24 protein-coding genes and 1 pseudogene are annotated in these 24,216 nt (G+C 71.6%); 21 read left to right on the forward strand and 4 right to left on the reverse strand.

Annotated features, from left to right (window positions below):
* Positions 1 to 35 precede the first annotated feature (35 nt).
* The 9 genes from map (at position 36) to truA (ending at position 5,861) form a co-directional block, all read left to right on the forward strand.
* Positions 36 to 872 (forward strand): type I methionyl aminopeptidase, encoded by an 837-nt coding sequence (gene map, locus Q3Y56_RS20835; protein ID WP_304463380.1) that lies wholly within the window; start codon positions 36 to 38, stop codon positions 870 to 872.
* Between the two features lie 154 nt (positions 873 to 1,026).
* The gene (gene infA, locus Q3Y56_RS20840) at positions 1,027 to 1,248 is read left to right on the forward strand and encodes a translation initiation factor IF-1 (protein WP_003956442.1); all 222 of its coding nucleotides are present in this window, start codon (positions 1,027 to 1,029) and stop codon (positions 1,246 to 1,248) included.
* Between the two features lie 29 nt (positions 1,249 to 1,277).
* Positions 1,278 to 1,391 (forward strand): 50S ribosomal protein L36, encoded by a 114-nt coding sequence (rpmJ, locus tag Q3Y56_RS20845; protein WP_003956441.1) that lies wholly within the window; start codon positions 1,278 to 1,280, stop codon positions 1,389 to 1,391.
* Between the two features lie 195 nt (positions 1,392 to 1,586).
* The gene (rpsM, locus tag Q3Y56_RS20850; RefSeq protein WP_304463381.1) at positions 1,587 to 1,967 is read left to right on the forward strand and encodes a 30S ribosomal protein S13; all 381 of its coding nucleotides are present in this window, start codon (positions 1,587 to 1,589) and stop codon (positions 1,965 to 1,967) included.
* 105 nt (positions 1,968 to 2,072) lie between these two features.
* A complete protein-coding gene (gene rpsK / locus Q3Y56_RS20855) occupies positions 2,073 to 2,477 on the forward strand; it encodes a 30S ribosomal protein S11 (RefSeq protein ID WP_014144338.1) in 405 nt (134 codons plus the stop codon).
* A gap of 31 nt (positions 2,478 to 2,508) precedes the next feature.
* A complete protein-coding gene (rpsD, locus tag Q3Y56_RS20860) occupies positions 2,509 to 3,135 on the forward strand; it encodes a 30S ribosomal protein S4 (protein ID WP_304463382.1) in 627 nt (208 codons plus the stop codon).
* A 129-nt stretch (positions 3,136 to 3,264) separates the two neighbouring features.
* On the forward strand, positions 3,265 to 4,287 hold the full coding sequence (locus tag Q3Y56_RS20865) for a DNA-directed RNA polymerase subunit alpha (protein WP_304463383.1): 1,023 nt from the start codon (positions 3,265 to 3,267) through the stop codon (positions 4,285 to 4,287).
* A 136-nt stretch (positions 4,288 to 4,423) separates the two neighbouring features.
* Entirely contained in the window at positions 4,424 to 4,915 is a 492-nt protein-coding gene (gene rplQ, locus Q3Y56_RS20870; protein WP_304463384.1) for a 50S ribosomal protein L17, read from the forward strand.
* 91 nt (positions 4,916 to 5,006) lie between these two features.
* The gene (gene truA / locus Q3Y56_RS20875; RefSeq protein ID WP_304463385.1) at positions 5,007 to 5,861 is read left to right on the forward strand and encodes a tRNA pseudouridine(38-40) synthase TruA; all 855 of its coding nucleotides are present in this window, start codon (positions 5,007 to 5,009) and stop codon (positions 5,859 to 5,861) included.
* A 112-nt stretch (positions 5,862 to 5,973) separates the two neighbouring features.
* Here truA and Q3Y56_RS20880 read toward each other — a convergent pair whose 3' ends face one another.
* Complete coding sequence (locus tag Q3Y56_RS20880; RefSeq protein ID WP_304463386.1) at positions 5,974 to 8,034, reverse strand: glycosyltransferase family 4 protein; 2,061 nt, start codon at positions 8,032 to 8,034, stop codon at positions 5,974 to 5,976.
* Between the two features lie 443 nt (positions 8,035 to 8,477).
* Between Q3Y56_RS20880 and Q3Y56_RS20885 the strand changes: the two genes are divergently transcribed.
* From Q3Y56_RS20885 to Q3Y56_RS20905, 5 genes are all read left to right on the forward strand, one after another.
* On the forward strand, positions 8,478 to 9,227 hold the full coding sequence (locus Q3Y56_RS20885; protein ID WP_304463387.1) for a hypothetical protein: 750 nt from the start codon (positions 8,478 to 8,480) through the stop codon (positions 9,225 to 9,227).
* Between the two features lie 270 nt (positions 9,228 to 9,497).
* Positions 9,498 to 9,638 (forward strand): hypothetical protein, encoded by a 141-nt coding sequence (locus tag Q3Y56_RS20890; protein ID WP_304463388.1) that lies wholly within the window; start codon positions 9,498 to 9,500, stop codon positions 9,636 to 9,638.
* A gap of 67 nt (positions 9,639 to 9,705) precedes the next feature.
* Positions 9,706 to 10,452, forward strand: coding sequence for a hypothetical protein (locus Q3Y56_RS20895; RefSeq protein ID WP_304463389.1), 747 nt, complete (start codon positions 9,706 to 9,708; stop codon positions 10,450 to 10,452).
* Positions 10,449 to 11,414, forward strand: coding sequence for a hypothetical protein (locus Q3Y56_RS20900; protein WP_304463390.1), 966 nt, complete (start codon positions 10,449 to 10,451; stop codon positions 11,412 to 11,414). The genes Q3Y56_RS20895 and Q3Y56_RS20900 overlap by 4 nt, the downstream gene beginning before the upstream one ends.
* 143 nt (positions 11,415 to 11,557) lie before the next feature.
* Positions 11,558 to 12,868 (forward strand): serine hydrolase, encoded by a 1,311-nt coding sequence (locus Q3Y56_RS20905; protein ID WP_304463391.1) that lies wholly within the window; start codon positions 11,558 to 11,560, stop codon positions 12,866 to 12,868.
* 29 nt (positions 12,869 to 12,897) lie between these two features.
* On the opposite strand, the gene Q3Y56_RS20910 is transcribed toward Q3Y56_RS20905, so the two are convergent.
* The gene (locus Q3Y56_RS20910; protein WP_304463392.1) at positions 12,898 to 13,764 is read right to left on the reverse strand and encodes a hypothetical protein; all 867 of its coding nucleotides are present in this window, start codon (positions 13,762 to 13,764) and stop codon (positions 12,898 to 12,900) included.
* A 57-nt stretch (positions 13,765 to 13,821) separates the two neighbouring features.
* On the opposite strand from Q3Y56_RS20910, the gene Q3Y56_RS20915 reads away from it, so the two are divergent.
* From Q3Y56_RS20915 to glmM, 4 genes are all read left to right on the forward strand, one after another.
* Positions 13,822 to 15,450, forward strand: a complete 1,629-nt coding sequence (locus Q3Y56_RS20915) for an ATP-binding cassette domain-containing protein (RefSeq protein ID WP_304463393.1) — start codon at positions 13,822 to 13,824, stop codon at positions 15,448 to 15,450.
* Positions 15,451 to 15,721: 271 nt separating this feature from the next.
* On the forward strand, positions 15,722 to 16,165 hold the full coding sequence (gene rplM / locus Q3Y56_RS20920) for a 50S ribosomal protein L13 (protein ID WP_304463394.1): 444 nt from the start codon (positions 15,722 to 15,724) through the stop codon (positions 16,163 to 16,165).
* 42 nt (positions 16,166 to 16,207) lie between these two features.
* On the forward strand, positions 16,208 to 16,708 hold the full coding sequence (rpsI, locus tag Q3Y56_RS20925; RefSeq protein WP_304463395.1) for a 30S ribosomal protein S9: 501 nt from the start codon (positions 16,208 to 16,210) through the stop codon (positions 16,706 to 16,708).
* 168 nt (positions 16,709 to 16,876) lie between these two features.
* The gene (gene glmM, locus Q3Y56_RS20930) at positions 16,877 to 18,235 is read left to right on the forward strand and encodes a phosphoglucosamine mutase (protein ID WP_304463396.1); all 1,359 of its coding nucleotides are present in this window, start codon (positions 16,877 to 16,879) and stop codon (positions 18,233 to 18,235) included.
* A gap of 64 nt (positions 18,236 to 18,299) precedes the next feature.
* Here glmM and coaA read toward each other — a convergent pair whose 3' ends face one another.
* A complete protein-coding gene (gene coaA / locus Q3Y56_RS20935) occupies positions 18,300 to 19,289 on the reverse strand; it encodes a type I pantothenate kinase (RefSeq protein WP_304463397.1) in 990 nt (329 codons plus the stop codon).
* A 187-nt stretch (positions 19,290 to 19,476) separates the two neighbouring features.
* On the opposite strand from coaA, the pseudogene Q3Y56_RS20940 reads away from it, so the two are divergent.
* Both Q3Y56_RS20940 and Q3Y56_RS20945 read left to right on the forward strand, forming a co-directional pair.
* Positions 19,477 to 20,409: pseudogene (locus Q3Y56_RS20940) on the forward strand (ATP-binding cassette domain-containing protein); the annotation flags it as partial.
* A gap of 228 nt (positions 20,410 to 20,637) precedes the next feature.
* Positions 20,638 to 21,366: an ABC transporter permease gene (locus Q3Y56_RS20945; protein WP_369696861.1), complete on the forward strand. Its 729-nt coding sequence runs from the start codon at positions 20,638 to 20,640 to the stop codon at positions 21,364 to 21,366.
* A 38-nt stretch (positions 21,367 to 21,404) separates the two neighbouring features.
* On the opposite strand, the gene Q3Y56_RS20950 is transcribed toward Q3Y56_RS20945, so the two are convergent.
* Complete coding sequence (locus Q3Y56_RS20950; protein ID WP_304463398.1) at positions 21,405 to 22,238, reverse strand: hypothetical protein; 834 nt, start codon at positions 22,236 to 22,238, stop codon at positions 21,405 to 21,407.
* 117 nt (positions 22,239 to 22,355) lie between these two features.
* Here Q3Y56_RS20950 and glmS point away from each other — a divergent pair, with 117 nt between their 5' ends.
* Positions 22,356 to 24,203 carry a glutamine--fructose-6-phosphate transaminase (isomerizing) gene (gene glmS / locus Q3Y56_RS20955; protein WP_304463399.1) on the forward strand — a complete coding sequence of 616 codons (1,848 nt, stop codon included), beginning with the start codon at positions 22,356 to 22,358 and terminating at the stop codon, positions 24,201 to 24,203.
* Positions 24,204 to 24,216 lie beyond the last annotated feature (13 nt).

The raw sequence follows: 24,216 nt of genomic DNA on the forward strand, positions 1-24,216 counted from the left end.
CCGCAGAACACCAGCGAGCGTTGGAAGGCACCCCCATGGTGGAGATCAAGAACCCGGAGCAGATCGCGAAGATGCGTGCGGCCGGGCTGGTCGTCGCGGCCATCCACCAGGCGTGCCGGGAGGCCGCCGTACCGGGTGCCACCACCAAGGACCTGGACGACGTCGCCCGCAAGGTGATCGCCGACCACGGCGCGAAGTCGAACTTCCTGGGGTACGGCGGGTTCCCCGCCACCATCTGCACCTCGGTGAACGAGGTCGTGGTGCACGGCATCCCCGACCGGGAGACGGTGCTCAAGGACGGCGACATCATCTCGATCGACGCCGGCGCGATCATCGACGGCTGGCACGGGGACGCCGCCTTCACCGCCTTCGTGGGCACCGGTCACGCTCCGGAGCTGCATGAGCTGAGCCGGGTCACCGAGGAGTCGATGTGGGCCGGGATCGCCGCGGTCCGCAAGGGCAACCGGCTCGTCGACATCTCCCGGGCCATCGAGGGCTACATCCGCCGGCAGCCGCTGCCCGCCTCCGGGAAGTACGGGATCATCGAGGACTACGGCGGCCACGGCATCGGCAGCGAGATGCACATGGACCCCCACCTGCTGAACTACGTCTCGCGCAAGCGCGGCAAGGGGCCGAAGCTGGTGCCCGGTTTCTGCATCGCGATCGAGCCGATGGTCAGCCTCGGCACGGCGAAGACCCACGTCCTGGCGGACGACTGGACCGTGAAGACGGACGACGGCACCTGGTCCAGCCACTGGGAGCACTCGGTGGCGCTGACCGAGGAGGGCCCGCTGGTGCTGACCGCCGTGGACGGCGGCAAGGCGAAGCTGGCGGAGTACGGCATCGAGGCCGCGCCCGACCCCCTGGCCTGATGAGCCGCACCCTCTGGCTTAATGATCTTCCGAACCGGGCATGCTGCCCCGGATTCGTGTTTCGGGATTCCCTGACGTAGACTGACACGTCGGCTCACGTATGCCCTTCGGCATGCCGTGAGCTGATCAAGGTAGCCGATCCCGAAAGCAGGACATGGCCAAGAAGCAAGGCGCCATCGAAATCGAGGGCACCGTGATCGAGTCTCTGCCGAACGCTATGTTCAAGGTGGAGCTGCAGAACGGTCACAAGGTCCTCGCGCACATCAGCGGCAAGATGCGCATGCACTACATCCGCATCCTGCCCGATGACCGGGTGGTCGTGGAGCTGTCTCCGTACGACCTCACCCGCGGACGGATCGTCTACCGCTACAAGTAGATCTCACGACCCGGAGAACCTCACATCCCATGAAGGTCAAGCCGAGCGTCAAGAAGATCTGCGACAAGTGCAAGGTGATCCGCCGCCACGGTCGGGTCATGGTCATCTGCGACAACCTGCGCCACAAGCAGCGCCAGGGCTGACGCACGCCGACCTGCACCTCGCAGTTCTTCGCGCGACGCAAGAAACACGTACATACGCAGAGCCCGTCCAGCCGCGGCTGGCGACACCTCCGGCGGGGGCCGGAGACCCGGGAAAGCGCCGCACTGCCCGTAGGGGCAGGGCGCAGTCGGGAGCGGTTCTGCGGAAGACCCCCGAACACCAACAGGAGCCATTGAATGGCACGCGTTTCAGGTGTTGACATCCCGCGCGAAAAGCGTGTGGAGGTCGCCCTCACCTACGTCTTCGGTATTGGCCGCACCCTGGCCAAGGAGACCCTCGCCGCCACCGGCGTCAACCCGGACACCCGCGTTCGCGACCTGGCCGAAGAGGACCTGGTCAAGATCCGCGAGTACGTGGACGCCAACATCAAGACCGAGGGTGACCTCCGTCGTGAGGTTCAGGCCGACATCCGCCGCAAGGTCGAGATCGGCTGCTACCAGGGTCTGCGTCACCGTCGTGGCCTGCCGGTCCACGGCCAGCGCACCAGCACCAACGCCCGCACCCGCAAGGGCCCGCGTCGCGCCATCGCCGGCAAGAAGAAGCCGGGCAAGAAGTAGTCCACAGCGGACGCACTGCGGTCTTCCGGGGGTCACCTCCGGATCTCCGCACATTCAGCGGTCCAGCTGTAGGACCGACCACCTCCACAGGAGATAGCGAAGCTTATGCCTCCGAAGGGCCGTCAGGCCGGCGCCAAGAAGGTGCGCCGCAAGGAGAAGAAGAACGTCGCCCACGGGCACGCTCACATCAAGAGCACGTTCAACAACACCATCGTCTCGATCACCGACCCGACCGGGAACGTGATCTCTTGGGCCTCGGCCGGCCACGTCGGCTTCAAGGGCTCGCGCAAGTCGACCCCGTTCGCCGCGCAGATGGCCGCCGAGTCGGCCGCCCGCCGCGCGCAGGAGCACGGCATGCGCAAGGTCGACGTGTTCGTCAAGGGTCCGGGCTCCGGCCGTGAGACCGCGATCCGCTCGCTCCAGGCCACCGGCCTCGAGGTGGGCTCGATCCAGGACGTGACGCCGACCCCGCACAACGGGTGCCGCCCTCCGAAGCGGCGCCGGGTCTGATCACCCCGCTGATCTAGGAGACAAATAAACAATGGCGCGTTACACCGGGGCCGACTGCAAGCGTTGCCGTCGGGAGAAGCAGAAGCTCTTCCTCAAGGGGAGCAAGTGCGAGAGCGCGAAGTGCCCGATCGAGATCCGTCCTTACCCCCCGGGTGAGCACGGGCGCGGGCGCACCAAGGACAGCGAGTACCTCCTCCAGATGCGTGAGAAGCAGAAGGCGGCGCGTATCTACGGTGTCCTGGAGAAGCAGTTCCGTGGCTACTACGCGGAGGCGAACCAGAAGACCGGCAAGACCGGTGAGAACCTGCTTCGCATCCTCGAGAGCCGCCTTGACAACGTGGTGTACCGGGCGGGCTTCGCCAAGTCCCGGGACCACGCCCGTCAGCTGGTGCGGCACGGCCACTTCACCGTCAACGGCGTGAAGACCGACATCCCGTCGGCCCGCGTCGCCGTGAACGACATCATCGAGGTCCGCCCGAAGTCCCGGACCCTGACCCCCTTCCAGGTGGCTCAGGCCGAGGCGGGCGAGCGCACGGTGCCGGCGTGGCTCGAGGCCATTCCGTCCCGGCTGCGGATCCTCGTGCACAACCTGCCCGAGCGCCAGGTGATCGACACCCAGGTGCAGGAGCAGCTGATCGTCGAGCTCTACTCGAAGTAGTAGGGGTTCGCGGTCTCGGGCGGTACGGCTTTCGGCCGTACCGCCCGTACCCTTGGGTAGTGATATCGGGCTTCCGCCCGGTGGCTACGGCGTCAAATAGCGGGCGCCGAAGACTGGAGGCAATACCTCATGCTGATCGCTCAGCGTCCTTCCCTGACCGAAGAGGTCGTGGACGAGTACCGTTCCCGGTTCGTGATCGAGCCGCTGGAGCCGGGCTTCGGCTACACCCTCGGCAACTCCCTGCGTCGTACGCTCCTCTCCTCGATCCCCGGTGCCGCGGTCACCAGCATCCGGATCGACGGGGTCCTGCACGAGTTCACCACCGTGCCGGGCGTCAAGGAGGACGTCACCGACCTCATCCTCAACATCAAGCAGCTGGTCGTGTCCTCCGAGCACGACGAGCCGGTCGTGATGTACCTGCGCAAGCAGGGTCCGGGCCTGGTCACCGCCGCCGACATCGCCCCGCCGGCCGGTGTCGAGGTGCACAACCCCGACCTGGTCCTGGCCACGCTGAACGGCAAGGGCAAGCTGGAGATGGAGCTGACCGTCGAGCGCGGTCGCGGCTACGTCTCCGCCGTCCAGAACAAGCAGGTGGGCCAGGAGATCGGCCGGATCCCGGTCGACTCCATCTACTCGCCGGTGCTCAAGGTCACCTACAAGGTCGAGGCGACCCGTGTCGAGCAGCGCACCGACTTCGACAAGCTGATCGTCGACGTCGAGACCAAGCAGGCCATGCGGCCGCGCGACGCCATGGCGTCCGCCGGCAAGACCCTGGTCGAGCTGTTCGGTCTGGCCCGCGAGCTGAACGTCGACGCCGAGGGCATCGACATGGGCCCGTCCCCGACGGACGCCGCGCTCGCCGCCGACCTGGCGCTGCCGATCGAGGAGCTGGAGCTCACGGTCCGCTCCTACAACTGCCTCAAGCGCGAGGGCATCCACTCCGTGGGTGAGCTCGTCGCCCGCTCCGAGGCGGACCTGCTCGACATCCGCAACTTCGGTGCGAAGTCGATCGACGAGGTCAAGGCGAAGCTGGCCGGCATGGGCCTGGCGCTCAAGGACAGCCCGCCCGGATTCGACCCGACCGCCGCGGCGGACGCCTTCGGCGCCGACGACGAGGGCGACGCCGGGTTCGTCGAGACCGAGCAGTACTGACGGTGTGGGGGCTCCGGCCCCCATACCCCCGGTCTTGTGGGCGGCTCCGGCCGCCCACACCCCCGTAGGGCATCAGTCCTGCGGTAACTGACACCGGTACCTGACACGGCCGGTGCAGATCACAAGGAGAAATCCCATGCCGAAGCCCGCCAAGGGTGCCCGTCTGGGCGGCAGCGCCGCGCACGAGCGTCTGCTCCTCGCGAACCTCGCGAAGTCGCTGTTCGAGCACGGCCGCATCACCACGACCGAGGCGAAGGCCCGCCGCCTGCGTCCGGTCGCGGAGAAGCTCATCACCAAGGCGAAGAAGGGCGACATCCACAACCGTCGCCTGGTGCTCCAGCAGATCACGGACAAGAGCATCGTCCACACGCTCTTCACCGAGATCGCTCCGCGCTACGCCGAGCGTCCGGGTGGCTACACCCGGATCACCAAGATCGGTAACCGCCGTGGCGACAACGCCCCGATGGCGGTCATCGAGCTGGTCGAGGGTGAGATCGCCAAGAAGGCGACCGTCGCCGAGGCCGAGGCCGCGACCAAGCGCGCGGTCAAGGAGGCCGAGGAGACGAAGGCGGACCTGACCAAGGACGAGGCCGCCGAGGCCCCGGCCGAAGAGTCCAAGGACGCCTGAGCCTGAGCTGCCTCAAGGCTGAGGTACGGGCCCGCACCCAGTTTCTGGGAGCGGGCCCGTTCCGCATGTTCCGCAGGGAAAGGATCATCACGTGAGCGACCATCCGGCGCCCGGATACGTACGGGTCCGGCTGGACCTGTCCTACGACGGCAAGGACTTCTCCGGCTGGGCCAAGCAGCGCGGTCGGCGCACGGTGCAGGGCGAGCTGGAGGACGCGATCCGCACGGTGACGCGCTCCTCCGAGACCCATGAGCTGACGGTCGCGGGCCGCACCGACGCCGGCGTGCACGCGCGCGGCCAGGTCGCGCACGTCGACCTGCCCGAGGAGCTGTGGGCCGAGCACGAGGACAAGCTGCTGCGCCGGCTGGCCGGGCGGCTCTCGCACGACGTACGGGTGTGGCGGGTCGCCGCGGCCCCGCCCGGCTTCAACGCGCGGTTCTCGGCGATCTGGCGGCGTTACGCCTATCGGGTGGTGGACCACCCCGGCGGGGTCGACCCGCTGCTGCGCGGCCACGTGCTGTGGCACGACTGGCCGCTGGACGTCGCCGCGATGAACGCCGCGTCCCAGCCGCTGCTGGGGGAGCACGACTTCGCGGCGTACTGCAAGAAGCGCGACGGCGCGACGACCATCCGCACCCTGCAGAACCTGAGCTGGGAGCGGGGGGCGGACGGCGTCGTCACGGCGACCGTGCGGGCCGACGCCTTCTGCCACAACATGGTGCGCTCGCTGGTCGGCGCGCTGCTCTTCGTGGGCGACGGGCACCGGCCGGTGGACTGGCCGGGCACGGTGCTGGCCGCCGGGGTCCGGGACTCCGCGGTGCATGTGGTGCGGCCGCACGGGCTGACGCTGGAGGAGGTCGGCTACCCGGCCGACGACCAGCTCGCGGCCCGTAACCGCGAGGCCCGCAACAAGCGGAGCCTGCCGGGGTGCGCGGGCTGCCACTGACGCCTGCGGCGGGCTTGTCCCCACAGCGTCCCTCAGCGGCTCCGCCGCCGGAGCCCCTTCCCGAACCACGGCCCGGGGGCTGGGGCGGAGCCCCGGGTCCCCAGGCCGCGCCTCAGCCCGCCGCCGCCGTCGTGATCGCCAGGTTGCTCGCCGTCGTGAAGTATGGGCGGAAGCCGCCGGCCAGCGGGTACAGGTCGGTCTTGTTGCGGTCGACGATGTCGCCGATGAGGCGGGCGACGCGGATCGGCTCGGCCGGGTCCTGGGCGCCCTCGCGCAGTGACAGGTCCCATACGCCCCGTCCCTGGAACTCCTTGTACGGGAGCGTGAACCGGAAGCGCCCGTCGGCCAGGAGGGTGACCGGCGCGGTGACCGGGCCGTCCGCGCCCTTGCGCGGGGTGGCGACGGCGACGGCGCCCTCGCCCAGCCGGGTGGCGCCCCCGTGCAGCGTGCCCTCCACGGTGAGCTCCTCCGCCGTCGCGTGGACGTCGCGGGCCTCCGCGTGGGCGGGGCGGTGCCAGGCGCGTACCGCGAGGTAGCCGTCGACGGTGGGATAGGGGACCCACCAGGCGAACGGGGCGCCGGGCAGCGGTTCCAGGGTCACCAGGCCGCGCCCCTCGGCGTAGCGGGAGACGACGCGCCGGCGGGCGCGGTCACCGGGGCGTACCACGTGCAGGTCCCAGCGGCCCTCGGCGAAGGGCGTGCCGCCCTCGGCGCGGGAGAGCGCCGCGCGGTCGAGCACGGCCGTCCAGGGCCCGTCCGCGCCCTGGACGGCGTCCGGCCGCCGGAGCGGGAGGCGTATCCGGTCGCCGTGGCCCCGCCGGGTGACGGTGAGTTCCAGGTCGCTGCCGTGCAGTCCCGCGGGCTCGACGAGGACGGTCAGGTTCCCCTCGGCGTCGGCCCGGCAGGACGCCACCGGGCGCAGCGGGGGCTGCCTGCGGATCAGCTGCTTGACCGCCGACTTCAGGGTCGTGGCCAGCGGCTGCCGGGGGGCGCGCGGCGGGCGCCGGTCGGCGGGGGCGGTTCCGCGCTGCTCGTACAGCTCGACCAGGAGCCGCTCGTACGTGGCGGCGACCCGCTCGGGGGCGTAGCGCTGGGCGGCGGTGCGGGCGGCACGGCCCATGGTGCGGCGCAGCTCGTCGTCCTCGATCAGCCTGAGGAGCCCCGCGGCGATGGCGTCGCGGTCGCCGTTGGGGACCAGCAGCCCGTCCTCGCCGTCCGTGATGATCTCGCCGGGGCCGTGCGGGCAGTCGGTCGCGAGGACCGGTACCCCGCAGTGCATCGCCTCCACGATCGTCATGCCGAAGGACTCCTCGCGGGAGGTGACCGCCGCGATGGATCCCTTGGCCCACTCGGTCTCGATGGGGGAGTGGGCCCCCATGAGCGTGATGTGCCCGGCCAGGCCGAGGGCGTCGATCTGCTTGCGCAGCGCCGCCTGCTGCGGGCCGCGGCCATAGAGCCTTAAACGCCACTCGGGGTGCCGGGCGGCGACGGTGGACCAGGCGTCGACCAGCAGGTCGTACCGCTTGACGGGGATGAGCCGGCCGGCGGCGACGACGAGCTTCGCGCTGCCGTCGGAGGGCTCGACCGGGGTGGCGGGGACGGCGTTGGGGATGCCGACCAGCCGGGTGTCGATGCCGGGCAGCTTGGCCCGGTGGGTGGCCGCGTCGGCCTCGGAGACCGAGGTGAAGGCGTCCAGGCGGGGGATGGCGGCGTCGCAGGCGGCGCGGATGTCGGGTTTGTGGGTGCCGTGGAGCCGGTGCTCCTGACCGATCCGCAGATAGCGGTCGCTGCCGAACTCGGCGAGGTAGATCACCAGTCCGGGGCGGGTCGCGATGACGGCGTCCGCGTCGGTGGCGGCCAGATACGCGGCGACGCGCTCGTCGGTGAGGGCGTTGAAGTTCTTGGTGCCGTTCGCCTCGGCCGCGGGGACGTGGGCGGTGGGACGGGACAGCCCGGGGTCGCGGGCGTCGCTGCCCCGGGCGCCCGCGCGCCGTTCGATCAGCGGGACGATCGTCACGGCGTCGTGCAGCGGGAGGCTGGGCGACTCGGCCGTACGCATCAGGGAGACGATCTCCACGGTGTGCCGGGCCGCCAGGGCGCTCGCGAGGTTGAACGTGGAGCGGATGGTGCCGCCGATGCCGTAGGCGTTGTGCAGAAGGAAAGAGATCTTCATCGTCGTGTGCCGCGCCGTGGTGCGGTGTGGCGCGCTCTCCTCTCCGGAGCCTCGGGCTGCCTGGGGTTGTCCTGACGGTTGGCCGGTGCCGGGTGGCCGGTTCCGGGTGTCCCGTCGGTGTCCGGTCGGCGTCCGGGCGGGGGCGGGACGGTGTCCGGTCGGTCGGTAAGACCGGCAGGAGCGGCGAAGGTTGCCTGTTTCGCCACGGGTTGGGGGAAGCGCCACATCCGGGGGCGGAGGGGCAACCTCCGGGTGTTTTCGGTCGTCGGGGGGTCGGACTGGTTCTTTTCCGGCAGAACCGCGGTGCCTGGCCGGATCGTGACGGTGTCGTGACCGGGGACCGGACAACTCCCGGGGCCGTCGGGCGGTCCAGTAATCACTGGTCGGCAGCGTCTGCCCGCTCCTGGAAGGCGCGGACCACCTGAGTGAGAGAGCGATCTGGAATGCGCGGGAATGTGAACAAGTCGGTGGCGCGGGTCGTGCTGGCGGCCGCGGTGGCGGCGACCCTGGGCACGGCGACGGCCTGTGAGGACTCCAAGGACGACAAGCCGGCCGGCAGGGGCTCGCAGAAGCCGGCCGCCACCGAGACGCACAAGACGCTGGGCAAGGCCGAGCTGGAGCAGGCCGTCCTGGCCAAGGCCGACGTCAAGGCCAAGGGTTACGCGATCAAGGAGATGACGAAGGCGGAGCTGGCGGAGGGCGACGCGGCGAAGTCGGACAAGGCCGTGTGCCAGCCGGCGGTGGCGCTGATGGGTTCGAAGTACTCCCCGGAACCGGCTGATTCGGTCTACCGGACCCTCGGCAAGGGGGACCTGAAGACCAAGGAGAGCTTCTCCGGCATGCTGCGGGTCTCCTCCTACGCCGCTGGCGGCGCCGAGAAGACGATCGCCGACCTCAAGAAGGCCGTGGAGGGGTGCAAGGGCGGCTTCACCGCCACCGACGGCTCCGGCGAGAAGCAGAAGTTCACGGCGGTGACCGCGCAGCCGGCGGCGAAGCTGGGTGACGAGGCGCTGGCGTTCGACATGTCCGGCGACGGCCTCAAGTTCAGCGTCAAGGCGGTGCGCTCCGGAGCTCATGTGACGGTGCTCCTGGGCTTCAACATGCTCGACCCGATGAAGTCGCAGGTCCCGCAGGAGCTGGTGACCGCGCAGGTGGCCAAGCTGGAGAAGGCGATCGCCAAGAACGCGGGCTGACGGCCGCCCGCAGGAATCCTGACGTCACGTCAGTTAGGTGGATGACGCGGGCCGTTGGGCGGTGACGATCACTGGGGTGTCCGGTGCGCGACGGCGCGCCGGACACCCTGCGTCACTTCGAGGTAGTCACCGAGCGTGACAGAAAGTGCGACATATCGGACATTGGCGTAGCTTCTTGTCACGTCAGCTTCGCTCGCCGAGCGAAAGTGCCGATATGAGGAGGCATTGATGCTTGCTCAGAGGACAACCCTCATCGCAGACCCCCCCGAAATGAAGGCCACTCACGCGCTGATGGTGGAGCCGGAAACCACGATCAGCGACGCTCCGCTCTACTCCCCGGAGGCCAAGGGCGCACTGCTGCTGCTCCTGCTGCTGTCGCCGAAGTCTCCCAAGGAGCCGAGGGACAAGTGAGTGCTGAGCGAGTCGGCGTCACTCGACGCCCGCACGGTAGGCCGGCTCCTGCGACGGGGCGCCGCTGATGGGCTCCGCTGAAGGGACCGCTCGTGCGGTCTACGCCGAAGCGACCGCCGCCTTGGCACGTCGTGTCCTCGATGCCCTCCCGGGTGTCGAGGGCACGGCTGTGCTCGCCGACTTCGTGGAGGACAGCGCCGATCCGAAGGCCGCGCTCGCCGCCGTACGGGTCCTCGGCGCGGACGTCCTGGCCCCGCACGCCCTGACCGGTGCGGTGGTGCACCCGCAGGACGCGGCCGCCATCAGCCAGGCCGCCGCCGTCTTCCCCGCCCCCGTCTACGCGTCGCCGCCGCCGCGGGGTCCCGTCGAGGACTGGGCCGTCGCCTGGCGCGACTGGGCCACCGCGCGGCTGCTCGTCCGGCACGGCGCCGCCGCGCCCCAACTCGCCCCGCCCGAGAGCTGCCCCGCGCTCACCGACGCGGACCCCTGGCAGCCGTGGGCGGGCACGATGGCCCGGCTGTCGCCGCTGAGCCTGCCCGGAGTGGACGGCCCGGTACGGGACGCCGCCCTGCGCAACCCGGTCGCGCTGGCCCGCGGCGCCACCCGCGCCCTGCTCCGCCGCGACTACCCGACCGCCGCCCGACTGGCCCGGTGGCTCGCGGTACTCCACCGCGAAGACGTCCCCCTGCCGCTCGACCCCGCGACGTATCTCGACCACATCGCGCTGCACACCGGCGACGGCCCGCGCCTCGCCCTCGACCTCGCGGTGGCACGCGCGTTGCTGGGAGACCACCCGAGGAGGGAGAACGTATGACGGCGCCCGTCACCTCCATCGCCCACCAGGTCGCCGCCAGGGCGCTCGGCTGGCTGCACACGCACCGCGAGTTCGGCGCGCTGCCGCCGGACACCACCGCCGACCTGGGCGACCCCAACAGCGTGTACAAGCCGCTCGGGGAGACCGCGCTCGCGGGCTCCCTCGTCCTGCGGGAGTCCGCCGCGGGCAGCGCCGAAATGCAGGCCGCGCGGGAGCTGTTGGACTTCAGCTGGGTGCAACTGCGCGAGGGCGACATGCTCTACGAACGCCAGCTGCGCCACCAGCTGATGACCGACCCGCTGGAGACGTACGCCCACTTCGCGCGCTCCGGCTACCGCCACGAGGGCATGGAGCGCCTGCTGCGGCACAACGCCGGGCTGCGCTCCGTACGCGCCATCGAGCACATGCCCAACCGCAAGTTGGCGGTCGCCAACGCGGCCCGTGTGGCGCGGATCGACTACGACGTCGACTGGATGCGGCTCACCCAGGCCACCTGGCTCGGCGCCACCCCCGAGCCCTGGGCCATCGACTGGATGACCGCGTACTCCGTGACGCACACGGTCTTCCACCTCACGGACTGGGGCGCCCGCCCGGAAGGGCTGCCCCGGCAGATCTCCCGCTACCTGTCGACCTGGGTGCCCGTATGGATCGACATCTGGCGGGAGGTCGCCCAGTGGGACCTGCTCGCCGAGCTGATGATCGTCGGGTGCTGTCTGCGGGAACCCGTCTGCGACCCGGAGAACTGGGCGCTGCTGGCGGAGGTCCAGCACGAGGACGGGCTGCTGCCGCGGGACGGCGAGCCGGTCGCGGAGGACCCGGAGCAGCGGTTCAACGACCACCAGCACACCGCCGTCGTCGCGGCCGTCGCGGGCACCATCGCCGTCTCGCGCACCCTGGCCGGAACGCCGGCCCCGGGCACCGGCGCGCCCGACCGGGGGGCGGGGCCCGGCGGCCCGGCATGAGGGCCCCGGAGGGCGCCCCGACGCCGGGCGGCGCTCGACCGGGCGCCGCGGCCCGGCCTGACCCCGGCCGTCGCGCGGACCCGAGTCCCGTCCGTGCGGCGGGCCCGGTCGGTGGGGGAGGGGAGGACCTGGTCGGCGGACGCGTGGCGGACCCGGGCGGCGAAGGGGTGGCGGACCCGGTCGGCGGTGGTGCCGGGGGGCGGCTGCTGGCCGCGCTCGTCGCCGCCGCGCCCGGGGCCAGCGCCGTCGTGGTCGCCGCGCGCCAGGCCGGACGGCGGGTGGTGGCCGTCACCGGCACCACTGCGCACGACCGCACCACCGCGTACGACGGCACCACCGCGTACGACGGCACCACCGCGTACGACGGCACCACCGCGTACGACGGCACCACCGCGTACGACGGCACCACCGCGTACGACGGCACCACCGCGTACGACGGCACCACCGCGTACGACGGCACCACCGCGTATGACCGCACCACCGTGTACGACGGCGCCGGTGCCGCCGCGCCCGCCGACCGGCACACGCGCTTCGAGCTCGGTTCCGTCACCAAGACCTACACCGCGCTGCTGCTGGCCGACATGGCCGCCCGGGGCGAGGTCCGCTACACCGACCCCATCGCCCGCTTCCTGCCGCGCGGCTCCGTACCGCACGACACGGGCGGCCGGATCACCCTGCTGCACCTGGCCACCCACACCTCCGGCCTGCCCCGGCTGCCGCGGGGCTTCCTGCGGCGGGCGGTGCCCCGCTGGTGTGCCAACCCCTACGCCGGGTTCGGCACCGGTGACCTGCTGGCGGCTCTCGCCCGTACCCGGCCGTCGCCGGACCCCGGCACCCGGGTGCGGTACTCCAACTTCGGGGCCGGACTCCTCGGGCTGCTGCTCGCCCGCGCCGCCGGAGCCGAGTTCCCCGACCTGCTCGCCGCCCGCGTCCTGACCCCGCTGGCCCTGTACCGCACCGGCTGCGCCGACGACGAGAGCCAGGCCACGGGCTACTGGCACGGCCGCCCCCGCCCGAGCTGGCGCATCCCGGGCCTGGCCGCCGCCGGTGCCGTCCGCTCCAGCGGCGACGACCTGCTGCGCTACCTGGAGGCGCTGCTCGCCCCGGACGCCGCGGCGGACGGCGCCCCCCGCTCGCTGCGCGCCGCGCTCGCCGACGTGGCCCGCCCCCGGGTCGCCGTACGCGCCGGCGGCGACCGGATCAGCCTGCTGTGGAACATCCGGCGGCGGCCCGGCCACGACGTGTACTTCCACTCCGGCGGTACGCGGGGCTTCACCTCGCTCGTCGGGTTCAGCCCGCAGCGGGACGTGGCGCTCGCGGCCGTGGCGAACACCTCGCCCACGCTGGACGGCAGGTTCATCCAGCGCGCCTACCTCGCCCTGCGCGACCTGGCCGCGGACCCGGCCCCGGACGGCGGCGCGCTGGGCCCGGCCGAAAGCCGTACGACCGGCTGAAAAAGCCCTACGACCGGCCTGAAAGGCCCCTACGAGGCGCCCGCGGCGGCCACCGCCGACGCCTGGGCGTTGCCGCGCGCCAGGATGCGGCGGAAGGCGTAGTCGGAGACGTCCCGCCCGGCCTGGGACGCCTTGGGATCGCTGGAGGACGCCACGCCCTTGCCGGAGGTGTAGCCGGAGATCGTGAAGTAGGCGTAGCGGCCGATCGCGTTGGCGCTGGCGATGCAGTCCGCCTTGCGGCAGAAGGCGGGCACGCCGCCGCCGGGCAGCGACGCGACGTTCGGCCTGGCCTGCTTCTTCGCCTTCTCGGCCGCCGCCTTGTCGTCGAACACGGCGATGCCGACGGTGACCGCGACGCCGTCCCTGGCGTACGTCGCGCGGAAGAACCGGCGGCAGCCGTTCTGCGTCAGCACGCCGCCGAGCGCACCCTGCGCCGCCGTCGCGCAGCTCTTGGTGGCGCTGGTGAGCCCCTTGTCGTACGTGCGGTCGTTCGCGGTCGCCTTCGCGTCGGGGAAGAGCGTGCGGTCGCTGAGCGGGGCCTTGTCCTTCTTCGCGCTGGAGAGGATGTCGACCGGGTCGGGCGGGGCGGGCGGGGCCACGTGCGAGAAGCTCGGCTCCGGCGTCACGGACTCGCTCGGCAGTTTCTGCGGCGTCGGCAGCCCGCCGGCCTGGTCCGAGGCGCCGCCCTTGCCGTCGCTGCTGACCACGGCCGTGGCCACGATCGCCGCGACGGCCCCCGCGGCGAGGACGCCGCCGCCGATCAGCAGCCACTTGCGGCGCCGGCCGCGGCGGGCGGTGTCGTCGGCGAGCGCCGCCCAGTCCGGCGTCGACGACGTCGGCGGTGTCGGCGGCTGAGACCCCCCAGGCCCGTACGGCCCCCCTTGCCCAAAGCTCATGGCGCGCATCTTAAACCGGTTGGTCACGGGCCGGGTGCCCCGGAAGAATCCCCCCTCATGGGGCATGTCGAAGCGGCACATCTGGAGTACTTCCTGCCGGACGGGCGGGCACTGCTGGGCGATGTGTCGTTCAGAGTCGGGGAGGGTGCAGCGGTCGCGCTGGCCGGCGCGAACGGCGCGGGCAAGACGACCCTGCTGCGGCTGATCGCGGGAGAGCTGCGGCCGCACGGCGGCACGGTGACGGTCAGCGGCGGGCTCGGCGTGATGCCGCAGTTCGTCGGGTCCGTACGGGACGAACGCACGGTGCGCGACCTGCTGGTCTCCGTGGCGCCGCCGCGGATCCGGGAGGCCGCCGCGGCCGTCGACCGCGCCGAGCACGCGATCATGACGCGGGACGACGAGGCCGCGCAGATGGGTTACGCGCAGGCGCTCAGCGACTGGGCGGAGGCCCGCGGCTACGAGGCCGAGACGGTGTGGGACATGTGCACCACCGCCGCGCTGGGCGTGCCGTACGAGCGGGCCCAGTGGCGCCAGGTGCGCACGCTCTCCGGCGGCGAGCAGAAGCGGCTGGTCCTGGAGTCCCTGCTGCGCGGCCCCGACGAGGTGCTGCTGCTGGACGAGCCGGACAACTATCTGGACGTCCCCGGCAAGCGCTGGCTGGAGGAGCGGCTGCGCGAGACGAAGAAGACGGTGCTGTTCGTCTCCCACGACCGGGAGCTGCTCGCCCGCGCCGCGGAGAAGATCATCAGCGTGGAGCCGAGCCCCGCCGGGAGCGAGGTGTGGGTGCACGGCGGCGGCTTCGGTACGTACCACGAGGCCCGCAGGGAGCGCTTCGAGCGGTTCGAGGAGCTGCGGCGGCGCTGGGACGAGAAGCACGCGCAGCTCAAGCGGCTGGTCCTGGACATGCGGCAGTACGCGGCGCGCAGCGACGAGATGGCCTCCCGCTACCAGGCCGCGAAGACCCGGCTGCGCAAGTTCGAGGAGGCCGGGCCGCCGCCGGAGCCGCCGCGCCGGCAGGAGATCACGATGCGGCTGGCGGGCGGCCGCACCGGCGTGCGCGCCGTCACCTGCCAGGGGCTGGAGCTGACCGGCCTGATGCGCCCCTTCGACCTGGAGGTCTTCTACGGGGAACGGGTCGCGGTGCTCGGCAGCAACGGCTCCGGGAAGTCCCACTTCCTGCGGCTGCTGGCGGGGGACACCGAAAATCCCGTCGCGCACACCGGCGCGTGGAAGCTCGGCGCCCGCGTCGTCCCCGGCCATTTCGCCCAGACCCATGCCCACCCCGAGCTGGAGGGCCGCACCCTCGTCGACATCCTGTGGACCGAGCACGCCAAGGACCGCGGCGCCGCGATGAGCGCCCTGCGCCGCTACGAGCTGGAGCGCCAGGGCGACCAGGCCTTCGAGCGCCTGTCCGGCGGCCAGCAGGCCCGCTTCCAGATCCTCCTGCTGGAGCTGGCGGGGACGACGGCGCTGCTGCTGGACGAGCCGACGGACAACCTGGACCTGGAGAGCGCCGAGGCGCTCCAGGAGGGGCTGGAGCGGTACGAGGGCACGGTGCTGGCCGTCACGCACGACCGCTGGTTCGCCCGGTCCTTCGACCGCTTCCTGGTCTTCGGCGCGGACGGCCGGGTCCGGGAGGTCCCGGAGCCGGTGTGGGACGAGGCCCGGGTCGATCGCGTGCGGTGACGTGCGGCGGGTGGCGTACGAGGGGAACAGCAGGTCGGGCGCGCTGGTGTGCGACCCGTTTTGACCCGTCCGGGGGCGGGCCGGTATTCTGCCAGTTCGTTATGCGTATTGGCTTGCTCGTTCTCACGTGAGAGGCCGTTACGCCGGTCCACCGGGCCGATGACCAGCGGCTACCACTCGGTTTGCGTCACCGCAGTGCGGCCAAGGCTGTCGTGATCGTCCGGGTGGCCTTGTCAGGACCCATCTCACTGAAGAAGCGAAGGCTACGACCGTGCGTACGTACAGCCCCAAGCCCGGCGATGTCCAGCGCCAGTGGCACGTCATCGACGCCCAGGACGTCGTCCTGGGCCGTCTGGCCTCGACGGCCGCGTCCCTCCTGAGGGGCAAGCACAAGCCGGTGTACGCGCCCCACGTCGACATGGGTGACTTCGTCATCATCATCAACGCCGACAAGGTGCACCTGTCCGGTAACAAGCGGACCCAGAAGCTGGCCTACCGCCACTCCGGTTTCCCGGGTGGTCTGCGGTCCGTCCGCTACGACGAGCTGCTCGACAAGAACCCCGAGAAGGCTGTCGAGAAGGCCGTCAAGGGCATGCTCCCGAAGAACACCCTGGGCCGTCAGATGCTCTCGAAGCTGAAGGTCTACGCAGGCTCCGAGCACCCGCACGGTGCTCAGCAGCCGGTCCCGTTCGAGATCACCCAGGTCGCGCAGTAGTCCCGGCCACCACTTCTAGACGAAAGAAATCTGAGGAGAATCGTGGCTGAGATCACCGCCGAGACCCCGGTCGAAGAGTACGAGGGCGACCACACCTTCGAGTCCGAGGCGACCGAGTACTCCAGCGAGTCGCTCGCGGGTCGCTTCGGCGAGCCGCAGCCGGGCGCCGGCACCGGCCGTCGCAAGAACGCCGTGGCCCGCGTCCGCATCGTGCCGGGCAGCGGCCAGTGGAAGATCAACGGTCGCACCCTTGAGGAGTACTTCCCCAACAAGGTGCACCAGCAGGAAGTCAACGAGCCCTTCAAGGTTCTGGAGCTCGACGACCGCTACGACGTCATCGCCCGCATCGCGGGTGGCGGCGTCTCCGGCCAGGCCGGTGCGCTGCGTCTGGGCATCGCCCGCGCCCTGAACGAGGCGGACGTGGACAACAACCGCGGCCCGCTGAAGAAGGCCGGGTTCCTGACCCGCGACGACCGCGCCACCGAGCGTAAGAAGGCCGGTCTGAAGAAGGCCCGTAAGGCGCCGCAGTACAGCAAGCGCTAATCGCGGCTTTCCCGCGCTACGCCGACGCCCCGGCGGCACTCCCGTGCTGCCGGGGCGTTCGGCTATCGCGGCCGGGGAGCGTATACCTGTACGTAAGGCCCCGGTTCACAGCACGACACCTTTTCTCCCGGGGGCTACCCGTACCCCCGCGCAACTCGGAGGACAGCAGTGGGACGACTCTTCGGTACGGACGGTGTGCGCGGCGTCGCCAACGCCGACCTGACGGCGGAGCTGGCGCTCGGCCTGTCGGTCGCGGCGGCGCATGTACTCGCCGAAGTGGGCACGTTCGAGGGCCATCGGCCGCTGGCGGTGGTCGGACGGGATCCACGCGCGTCCGGGGAGTTCCTGGAGGCCGCCGTGGTGGCGGGGCTCGGGAGCGCGGGTGTGGACGTCCTGCGGGTGGGCGTGCTGCCGACCCCGGCCGTGGCCTACCTGACCGGGGCGCTCGGCGCCGACCTGGGCGTGATGCTCTCCGCCAGCCACAACGCGATGCCGGACAACGGTGTCAAGTTCTTCGCGCGCGGCGGCCACAAGCTCGCCGACGAGCTCGAGGACCGTATAGAGGAGACCTACCGGGCGCATGCCTCCGGCGAGCCGTGGGACCGGCCGACCGGCGCGGGCGTGGGCCGGGTCCGGACCTACGACGAGGGCTTCGACAACTACGTCGCGCACCTGATCGGCGTACTGCCCAACCGTCTTGACGGTCTGAAGGTCGTCATCGACGGGGCGCACGGCGCGGCGTCCCGCGTCTCCCCGGAGGCGTTCGCGCGCGCCGGTGCCGAGGTCGTCACCATCGGCACCGACCCGGATGGCCTCAACATCAACGACGGCTGCGGTTCCACCCATCTGGACCAGCTCAAGCGGGCCGTCGTCGAGCACGGCGCCGACCTGGGCGTGGCCCACGACGGGGACGCCGACCGCTGCCTGGCCGTGGACCACACCGGCGCCGAGATCGACGGCGACCAGATCCTCGCCGTGCTCGCGCTCGCCCTGCGGGAGGCCGGGGGCCTGCGCCAGAACACCGTGGTCGCCACCGTCATGTCCAACCTCGGCTTCCGGCTGGCGATGGAGCGCGAGGGCGTCGAGCTGGTGCAGACGGCGGTCGGCGACCGCTATGTGCTGGAGGAGATGAAGCGTCACGGCTACGCGCTGGGCGGCGAGCAGTCCGGGCACGTCATCGTGCTGGACCACGCCACCACCGGCGACGGCACGCTGACCGGACTGATGCTGGCGGCCCGGGTCGCCGCCACCGGCCGCCCGCTCGCCGAGCTGGCCGGGGTCATGGAGCGGCTCCCGCAGGTCATCATCAACGTGCCGGACGTGGACAAGTCCCGGGTCGGCTCGTCCGCCGAGCTGAGCGCCGCGGTCCAGGACGCGGAGCGGGAACTGGGCGCGACCGGCCGGGTGCTGCTGCGGCCGTCCGGCACCGAGCCGGTGGTCCGGGTCATGGTCGAGGCGCAGGACATCGACCAGGCCCGGTCGGTGGCCGGGCGGCTCGCCGACACGGTGAAGTCCGCGCTGGGCTAGCTTCCTCTCGCCGGGCGGGCTCTCACGGGCCCGTCCGGCGCGCGGGTCACAGCTTGCGCAGCGGTCACAACTTGCGCAGCGACAGGCGCTGGACCTTGTGGTCCGGGCCCTTGCGCAGCACCAGCGCCGCCCGGCCCCGGGTCGGCGCGACGTTCTGCTCCAGGTTGGGGCGGTTGACGGTGCGCCAGATCATCCGGGCGTAGTCCAGCGCCTCCTCCTCCGAGACCTGGGTGTACTTGCGGAAGTACGAGAACGGGTCCTGGAAGGCGGTCTCCCGCAGCTTGCGGAAGCGGCCGAGATACCAGCGTTCGATGTCCTCGGTCCGCGCGTCCACGTAGACGCTGAAGTCGAAGAAGTCGGCGAGGCCGACCCGGGTGCGGCCGTCGGTGCCCGGCAGCGCGGGCTGGAGCACGTTCAGGCCCTCGACGATGAGGATGTCGGGGCGGTGCACGGTCAGCCGCTCGCCCGGCACGATGTCGTAGATCAGGTGCGAGTAGACCGGCGCGGACACCTCCTCCTTGCCCGCCTTCACGTCGGCCACGAAGCGGGTCAGCGCCCTGCGGTCGTAGGACTCGGGAAAGCCCTTGCGGGACATCAGCCCGCGCCGGTGCAGCTCGGCGTTGGGGTAGAGGAAGCCGTCGGTGGTGACCAGCTCCACCCGCGGGTGCTCGGGCCAGCGGGCCAGCAGCGCCTGGAGCAGTCGGGCGGTGGTGGACTTGCCGACCGCGACGCTGCCCGCGACCCCGATGACGAACGGCGTGCCGGGCTGGGCGCCGCTGCCCTTCGTGGTGCCGCCGAGGAAGGTGTTCAGCGCGCCGCGCAGGCTGCCGGTGGCGGCGACGTACAGGTTCAGCAGCCGGGACAGCGGCAGATACACCTCCCGCACCTCGTCGAGGTCGATGACGTCGCCCAGGCCGCGCAGCCGCTCCACCTCCGCGGCGGTCAGCGGCAGCGGGGTCTTTTCTCTCAGCGCGCTCCACTGCGCGCGTGACAGGTCCACGTACGGACTCGACTCGGTGCGCCGCTGCGCCGTGCGCGCTGGAGAGCTGATCACCCCTTCATTGTCGGGGCTGCGCGGAGGCAGTGGGGCGTGGGGTCGGTCACGCCCGGGGAGCGCCCAGGAGGCCGGTTCACTCCGACGGCGCAGCTCCGCTTGGCGCGCCGAATGCCCGTGGTGTGGGTCACAGTGGAGGGGTGCGGCCCTGGCGGTCGGTGCGGTCGGTATGCGGGAGGTCCCGTCCATGACGTACGCGATACAGGCGGAGGGCCTGGTCAAGCGGTTCAAGAAGACCGAGGCGCTGGCCGGGGTGGATCTGGCGGTCCGCACGGGGACCGTGCTCGGCCTGCTGGGGCCCAACGGCGCGGGCAAGACGACCGCGGTGCGGATCTTCGCCACGCTGCTGCGGCCCGACGCGGGGCGGGCGGAGGTCGGCGGGCACGACGTGCAGCGGGAGGCGGGCCTGGTCCGGTCCATGGTCGGGCTCACCGGGCAGTACGCGGCCGTGGACGAGAACCTCACCGGCACGGAGAACCTGCTGATGATCGGCCGCCTGCTGGGCATGTCGCGGCGCGCCGCCCGCAGGCGCGCCGCCGAGCTGCTGGAGCGGTTCCAGCTGAGCGAGGCGGCGGGCCGGGCCACGAAGACGTACTCCGGCGGTATGCGGCGACGGCTGGATCTCGCGGCGAGCCTGGTCGGCCGGCCGCGGGTGCTCTTCCTCGACGAACCGACCACCGGACTCGACCCGCACAGCCGCGGCGAGTTGTGGAACATGCTGCGCGGGCTGGTCGCCGAGGGCATGACGGCGCTGCTGACCACCCAGTATCTGAACGAGGCGGACCGGCTCGCCGACGACATCGTGGTGATCGACAAGGGCCGGGTGATCGCCGAAGGCACCTCGGACGAGCTCAAGCGGCAGGTCGGCGGGCAGGTACTGGAGGTGCGGCCGCTGCACGTGGCCGACCTCGCGGCCGCGCACGGGCTGCTGACCGAGGCGGCGGGCCCGCAGACCCGGATCGAGGGCGAGCTGGTCACCGCCCCGGTGGGCGACCCCGCGCTGATGCCCGCCGTGGTGCGACGGCTGGACCAGGCGGACATCGCGGTGGCGGAACTGGCGCTGCGCCGCTCCAGCCTGGACGAGGTGTTCCTGGCGCTCACGGGGCACCGCCCGGAGCCGGAGAACGACCGGTCCGACGCCTCTGGGGGTGCCGCCCCGAGAGGGGCGACGCCGGAGGCGCCGACTCCGGACGTGCCGACTCGGGAGATGGCTCGGGGGATGACTCCGGGGGCCCTACGAGGCGGTGGAGCGCGCGCCGTGACCGCCGCGCCGGCCGTGCCGGCCACCGCACCGCTGTCCGCGGGCGGTCGGGTGCGTCCGCTGGCCGCGCTGCGCCAGACCGGCACGATGGCCTGGCGAAGCCTGGTGTCCGTCAAGCACAACCCGCTGGAGCTGGTCGACTACAGCATCACGCCGATCATGTTCGTCGCCCTGTTCGCCTATGTCTTCGGCGGGCAGATGGCCGGGTCGCCGCACGCCTACCTCCAGTACGCGTTGTCCGGGATCATCGTCCAGAACACCCTGTTCATGAGCATGTACACGGCCATGGCGCTCAACTCCGACCTCACCAAGGGCGTCTTCGACCGGCTGCGCAGCCTGCCCATCGCCCGGTCCGCGCCGCTGATGGGCCGGATCGCGGCCGACCTGTGCAAGCAGCTGTGGGCGATGCTGCTGATGATCGGCCTCGGCTCGCTGCTGGGCTTCCGCATCCACCAGGGCGCCGGGGGCCTGGTGTTCGCGGCGCTGATGCTGGTCACCTTCGCGGCCGCGGTGTCGTGGACGGCCGTGCTCATCGGCATGCTGGCGGGCGACCCGGAGAAGGTGCAGGTCTTCGCGTTCACCCTCATCTTCCCGATCACGTTCACCAGCAGCGCGTTCGTACGGGTGGAGACCATGCCGGGCTGGCTCCAGGCGTGGGTGGACGTGAACCCGGTGACCCATCTGTCGGACGCGTTCCGGGCCCTGCTCATCGGCGGCGAGCTGGCGGGTCCGGTGCTGTGGTCGCTGACGTGGGCGGCCGGGATCACCGTGGTGTTCTGCCCGCTGGCGATGCGGGCGTACCGGGCGCGGCTGTAGGGCCGCCGGCCGTCGGCCCAAGCCGTCGGCCCGAGCCGTCAGCCCAGGAGGAGCCCCTCGGGCGCCTCGACCGGGACGGTGGCGGAGGAATCCGGTACGGGGGCCTTCACCTTGACGCCGAAGCCGGACAGGTCCATCGTGATCCGCCCCGTCATGTCGCCCATGTGCCAGGACATCCGGGCCCGCACCAGCCGCCCTTTGCCGTCCACCCACGCGTCGGCGACCACGGGCAGGTCCTTGCCCTGCTTCTGCCGGAGCGCGTCGAGCTTGCCGCGGGTGGTGGCCTCCAGCCGCATCGACAGTGTGGCGTGGTCGAGCGTGCCGGTGTAGCGGGTGGTGGCGGCCCCGCCGATCTTCTCGCTGCCCTTCTCGGCCACATGGCGCATGGTCGAGATCTGGCGCAGCACGTGCTCGGGGTCGTTGAGCGGAGCCCGGAGCATGAAGTGCGCCTTGGCCTGGTCGCGGTCGACGACCGCCCACTTCTTCTTGCCGAGGTCGTCCAGGGGCCGCAGGTAGACCTTCCCGCCGCCGAAGATCTCGTCCACGTGGTCGATCTCCCCGCCGGGGGACTCCACGGACAGCTTCCCCTTGTCGCCGGCCATGTCGAAGGGGCCCGCGACGGAGATGGTGAGCGTGCTGCCCTGGCTGGTGAGCCGAATCGTTTCGTCGATCCGGGCGCTGCCGTCCGCGCTCTTGGCGGCAGCCCTGCTGACGGGCGTGTCGGGCACCTTCACCGGTCGCTCCGAGGGCGTCGGCGTGCTCTTCGGCTTGGCCCCGTCGTCGTCCCCGCCCGCGGAACAGGCCGCGACGGAGGCGAGCAGGGCGGCGGCGAGTAGCGTGCTGGTGCCGGCGGTGACGGTGGAGCGGCGCACATTTCCCCCAAGCGGACGCGACGGATTCGGCCATGGGCCGCACGCGCGCATTATGCACCCGCGGACGACACGAGGGCGGTGGTCATCCGGCACCGGGGCGAGCCGTACGCTGCGTCCATGTGCGGAATCGTTGGTTATGTGGGAGGGCAGTCCGCCCTCGATGTCGTCCTCGCCGGCCTCAAGCGGCTCGAATACCGCGGCTACGACTCGGCCGGGGTGGCGGTCCTCGCGGACGGCGGGCTCGCCGCCGCCAAGAAGGCGGGCAAGCTCGCCAACCTGGACAAGGAGCTGGCCGACCGGCCGCTGCCCACCGGCGGCACCGGCATCGGCCACACCCGGTGGGCCACCCACGGCGGGCCGACGGACGCCAACGCCCACCCGCACCTGGACAACGCCGGGCGGGTCGCGGTCGTCCACAACGGCATCATCGAGAACTTCGCCGCCCTGCGCGCCGAACTGACCGACCGCGGGCACGAGTTGGCGTCCGAGACCGACACCGAGGTCGTGGCGCACCTGCTGGCCGAGTCGTTCTCCTCCTGCGGCGACCTCGCCGAGGCGATGCGGCAGGTCTGCCGCCGGCTGGACGGCGCGTTCACGCTGGTCGCCGTGCACGCCGACGCCCCCGACGTGGTGGTCGGCGCGCGCCGCAACTCGCCGCTGGTGGTCGGTGTCGGCGAGGACGAGGCGTTCCTCGCCTCCGACGTCGCCGCGTTCATCGCGCACACCCGCGAGGCCATCGAGCTGGGTCAGGACCAGGTCGTCGAGCTGCGCCGGGACGGGGTGACCGTCACCGACTTCGACGGCGCGCCCGCCGACGTCCGGCACTACCACGTGGACTGGGACGCCTCCGCCGCCGAGAAGGGCGGCTACGACTACTTCATGCTCAAGGAGATCGCCGAGCAGCCGAAGGCCGTGGCCGACACGCTGCTGGGCCGGATCGACGCCTCGGGCTCGCTGTCGCTGGACGAGATCCGCATCCCGGTCTCCGTGCTGCGCGAGGTCGACAAGGTCGTCATCGTGGCGTGCGGTACGGCGTACCACGCGGGCATGATCGCCAAGTACGCCATCGAGCACTGGACGCGCATCCCGTGCGAGACGGAGCTGGCCAGCGAGTTCCGCTACCGGGACCCGATCCTGGACTCCCGCACCCTGGTCGTCGCCATCTCGCAGTCCGGCGAGACGATGGACACGCTGATGGCGCTGCGGCACGCCCGCGAGCAGGGCGCGAAGGTGCTCGCCATCTGCAACACCAACGGCTCGACGATTCCGCGCGAGTCGGACGCCGTGCTGTACACGCACGCGGGCCCGGAGGTCGCCGTGGCCTCCACCAAGGCGTTCCTCACCCAGCTCGTCGCCTGCTACCTGGTGGCCCTGTACCTCGGCCAGGTACGCGGCACCAAGTGGGGCGACGAGGTCCAGGCGGTGATCCGCGAGCTGTCGGAGATCGGCACCCAGGTGGACCAGGTGCTGGAGACGATGGAGCCGGTACGGGAGCTCGCGCGCACCCTGGCGGAGAAGAACACCGTGCTGTTCCTGGGCCGCCACGTGGGCTACCCGGTGGCCCTGGAGGGCGCGCTCAAGCTCAAGGAGCTGGCGTACATGCACGCCGAGGGCTTCGCGGCGGGCGAGCTGAAGCACGGCCCGATCGCGCTCATCGAGGAGGACCTGCCGGTGGTGGTCGTGGTGCCGTCGCCGCGCGGGCGGTCCGTCCTGCACGACAAGATCGTCTCCAACATCCAGGAGATCCGGGCCCGCGGCGCCCGCACGATCGTCATCGCCGAGCGCGGCGATGCGGCGGTGGCCCCGTACGCCGACCACCTGATCGAGATCCCGCCCACCCCGACCCTGCTCCAGCCGCTGGTGGCGACCGTGCCGCTCCAGGTCTTCGCGTGCGAGCTGGCCACGGCCCGCGGCAACGAGGTGGACCAGCCGCGGAACCTGGCGAAGTCGGTGACGGTGGAGTGAGGCCGGGAGCGCG

Source organism: Streptomyces sp. XD-27 (genome assembly GCF_030553055.1).
GTDB lineage: Bacteria > Actinomycetota > Actinomycetes > Streptomycetales > Streptomycetaceae > Streptomyces.

Coding starts and splice junctions, on each gene's coding strand:
- map (WP_304463380.1), top strand. CDS start 36: ATGGTGGAGATCAAGAACCCGGAGCAGATCGCGAAGATGCGTGCGGCC.
- infA (WP_003956442.1), top strand. CDS start 1,027: ATGGCCAAGAAGCAAGGCGCCATCGAAATCGAGGGCACCGTGATCGAG.
- rpmJ (WP_003956441.1), top strand. CDS start 1,278: ATGAAGGTCAAGCCGAGCGTCAAGAAGATCTGCGACAAGTGCAAGGTG.
- rpsM (WP_304463381.1), top strand. CDS start 1,587: ATGGCACGCGTTTCAGGTGTTGACATCCCGCGCGAAAAGCGTGTGGAG.
- rpsK (WP_014144338.1), top strand. CDS start 2,073: ATGCCTCCGAAGGGCCGTCAGGCCGGCGCCAAGAAGGTGCGCCGCAAG.
- rpsD (WP_304463382.1), top strand. CDS start 2,509: ATGGCGCGTTACACCGGGGCCGACTGCAAGCGTTGCCGTCGGGAGAAG.
- Q3Y56_RS20865 (WP_304463383.1), top strand. CDS start 3,265: ATGCTGATCGCTCAGCGTCCTTCCCTGACCGAAGAGGTCGTGGACGAG.
- rplQ (WP_304463384.1), top strand. CDS start 4,424: ATGCCGAAGCCCGCCAAGGGTGCCCGTCTGGGCGGCAGCGCCGCGCAC.
- Q3Y56_RS20880 (WP_304463386.1), bottom strand. CDS start 8,034: ATGAAGATCTCTTTCCTTCTGCACAACGCCTACGGCATCGGCGGCACC.
- Q3Y56_RS20885 (WP_304463387.1), top strand. CDS start 8,478: ATGCGCGGGAATGTGAACAAGTCGGTGGCGCGGGTCGTGCTGGCGGCC.
- Q3Y56_RS20890 (WP_304463388.1), top strand. CDS start 9,498: ATGAAGGCCACTCACGCGCTGATGGTGGAGCCGGAAACCACGATCAGC.
- Q3Y56_RS20895 (WP_304463389.1), top strand. CDS start 9,706: ATGGGCTCCGCTGAAGGGACCGCTCGTGCGGTCTACGCCGAAGCGACC.
- Q3Y56_RS20900 (WP_304463390.1), top strand. CDS start 10,449: ATGACGGCGCCCGTCACCTCCATCGCCCACCAGGTCGCCGCCAGGGCG.
- Q3Y56_RS20910 (WP_304463392.1), bottom strand. CDS start 13,764: ATGAGCTTTGGGCAAGGGGGGCCGTACGGGCCTGGGGGGTCTCAGCCG.
- Q3Y56_RS20915 (WP_304463393.1), top strand. CDS start 13,822: ATGGGGCATGTCGAAGCGGCACATCTGGAGTACTTCCTGCCGGACGGG.
- Q3Y56_RS20945 (WP_369696861.1), top strand. CDS start 20,638: ATGGCCTGGCGAAGCCTGGTGTCCGTCAAGCACAACCCGCTGGAGCTG.
- glmS (WP_304463399.1), top strand. CDS start 22,356: ATGTGCGGAATCGTTGGTTATGTGGGAGGGCAGTCCGCCCTCGATGTC.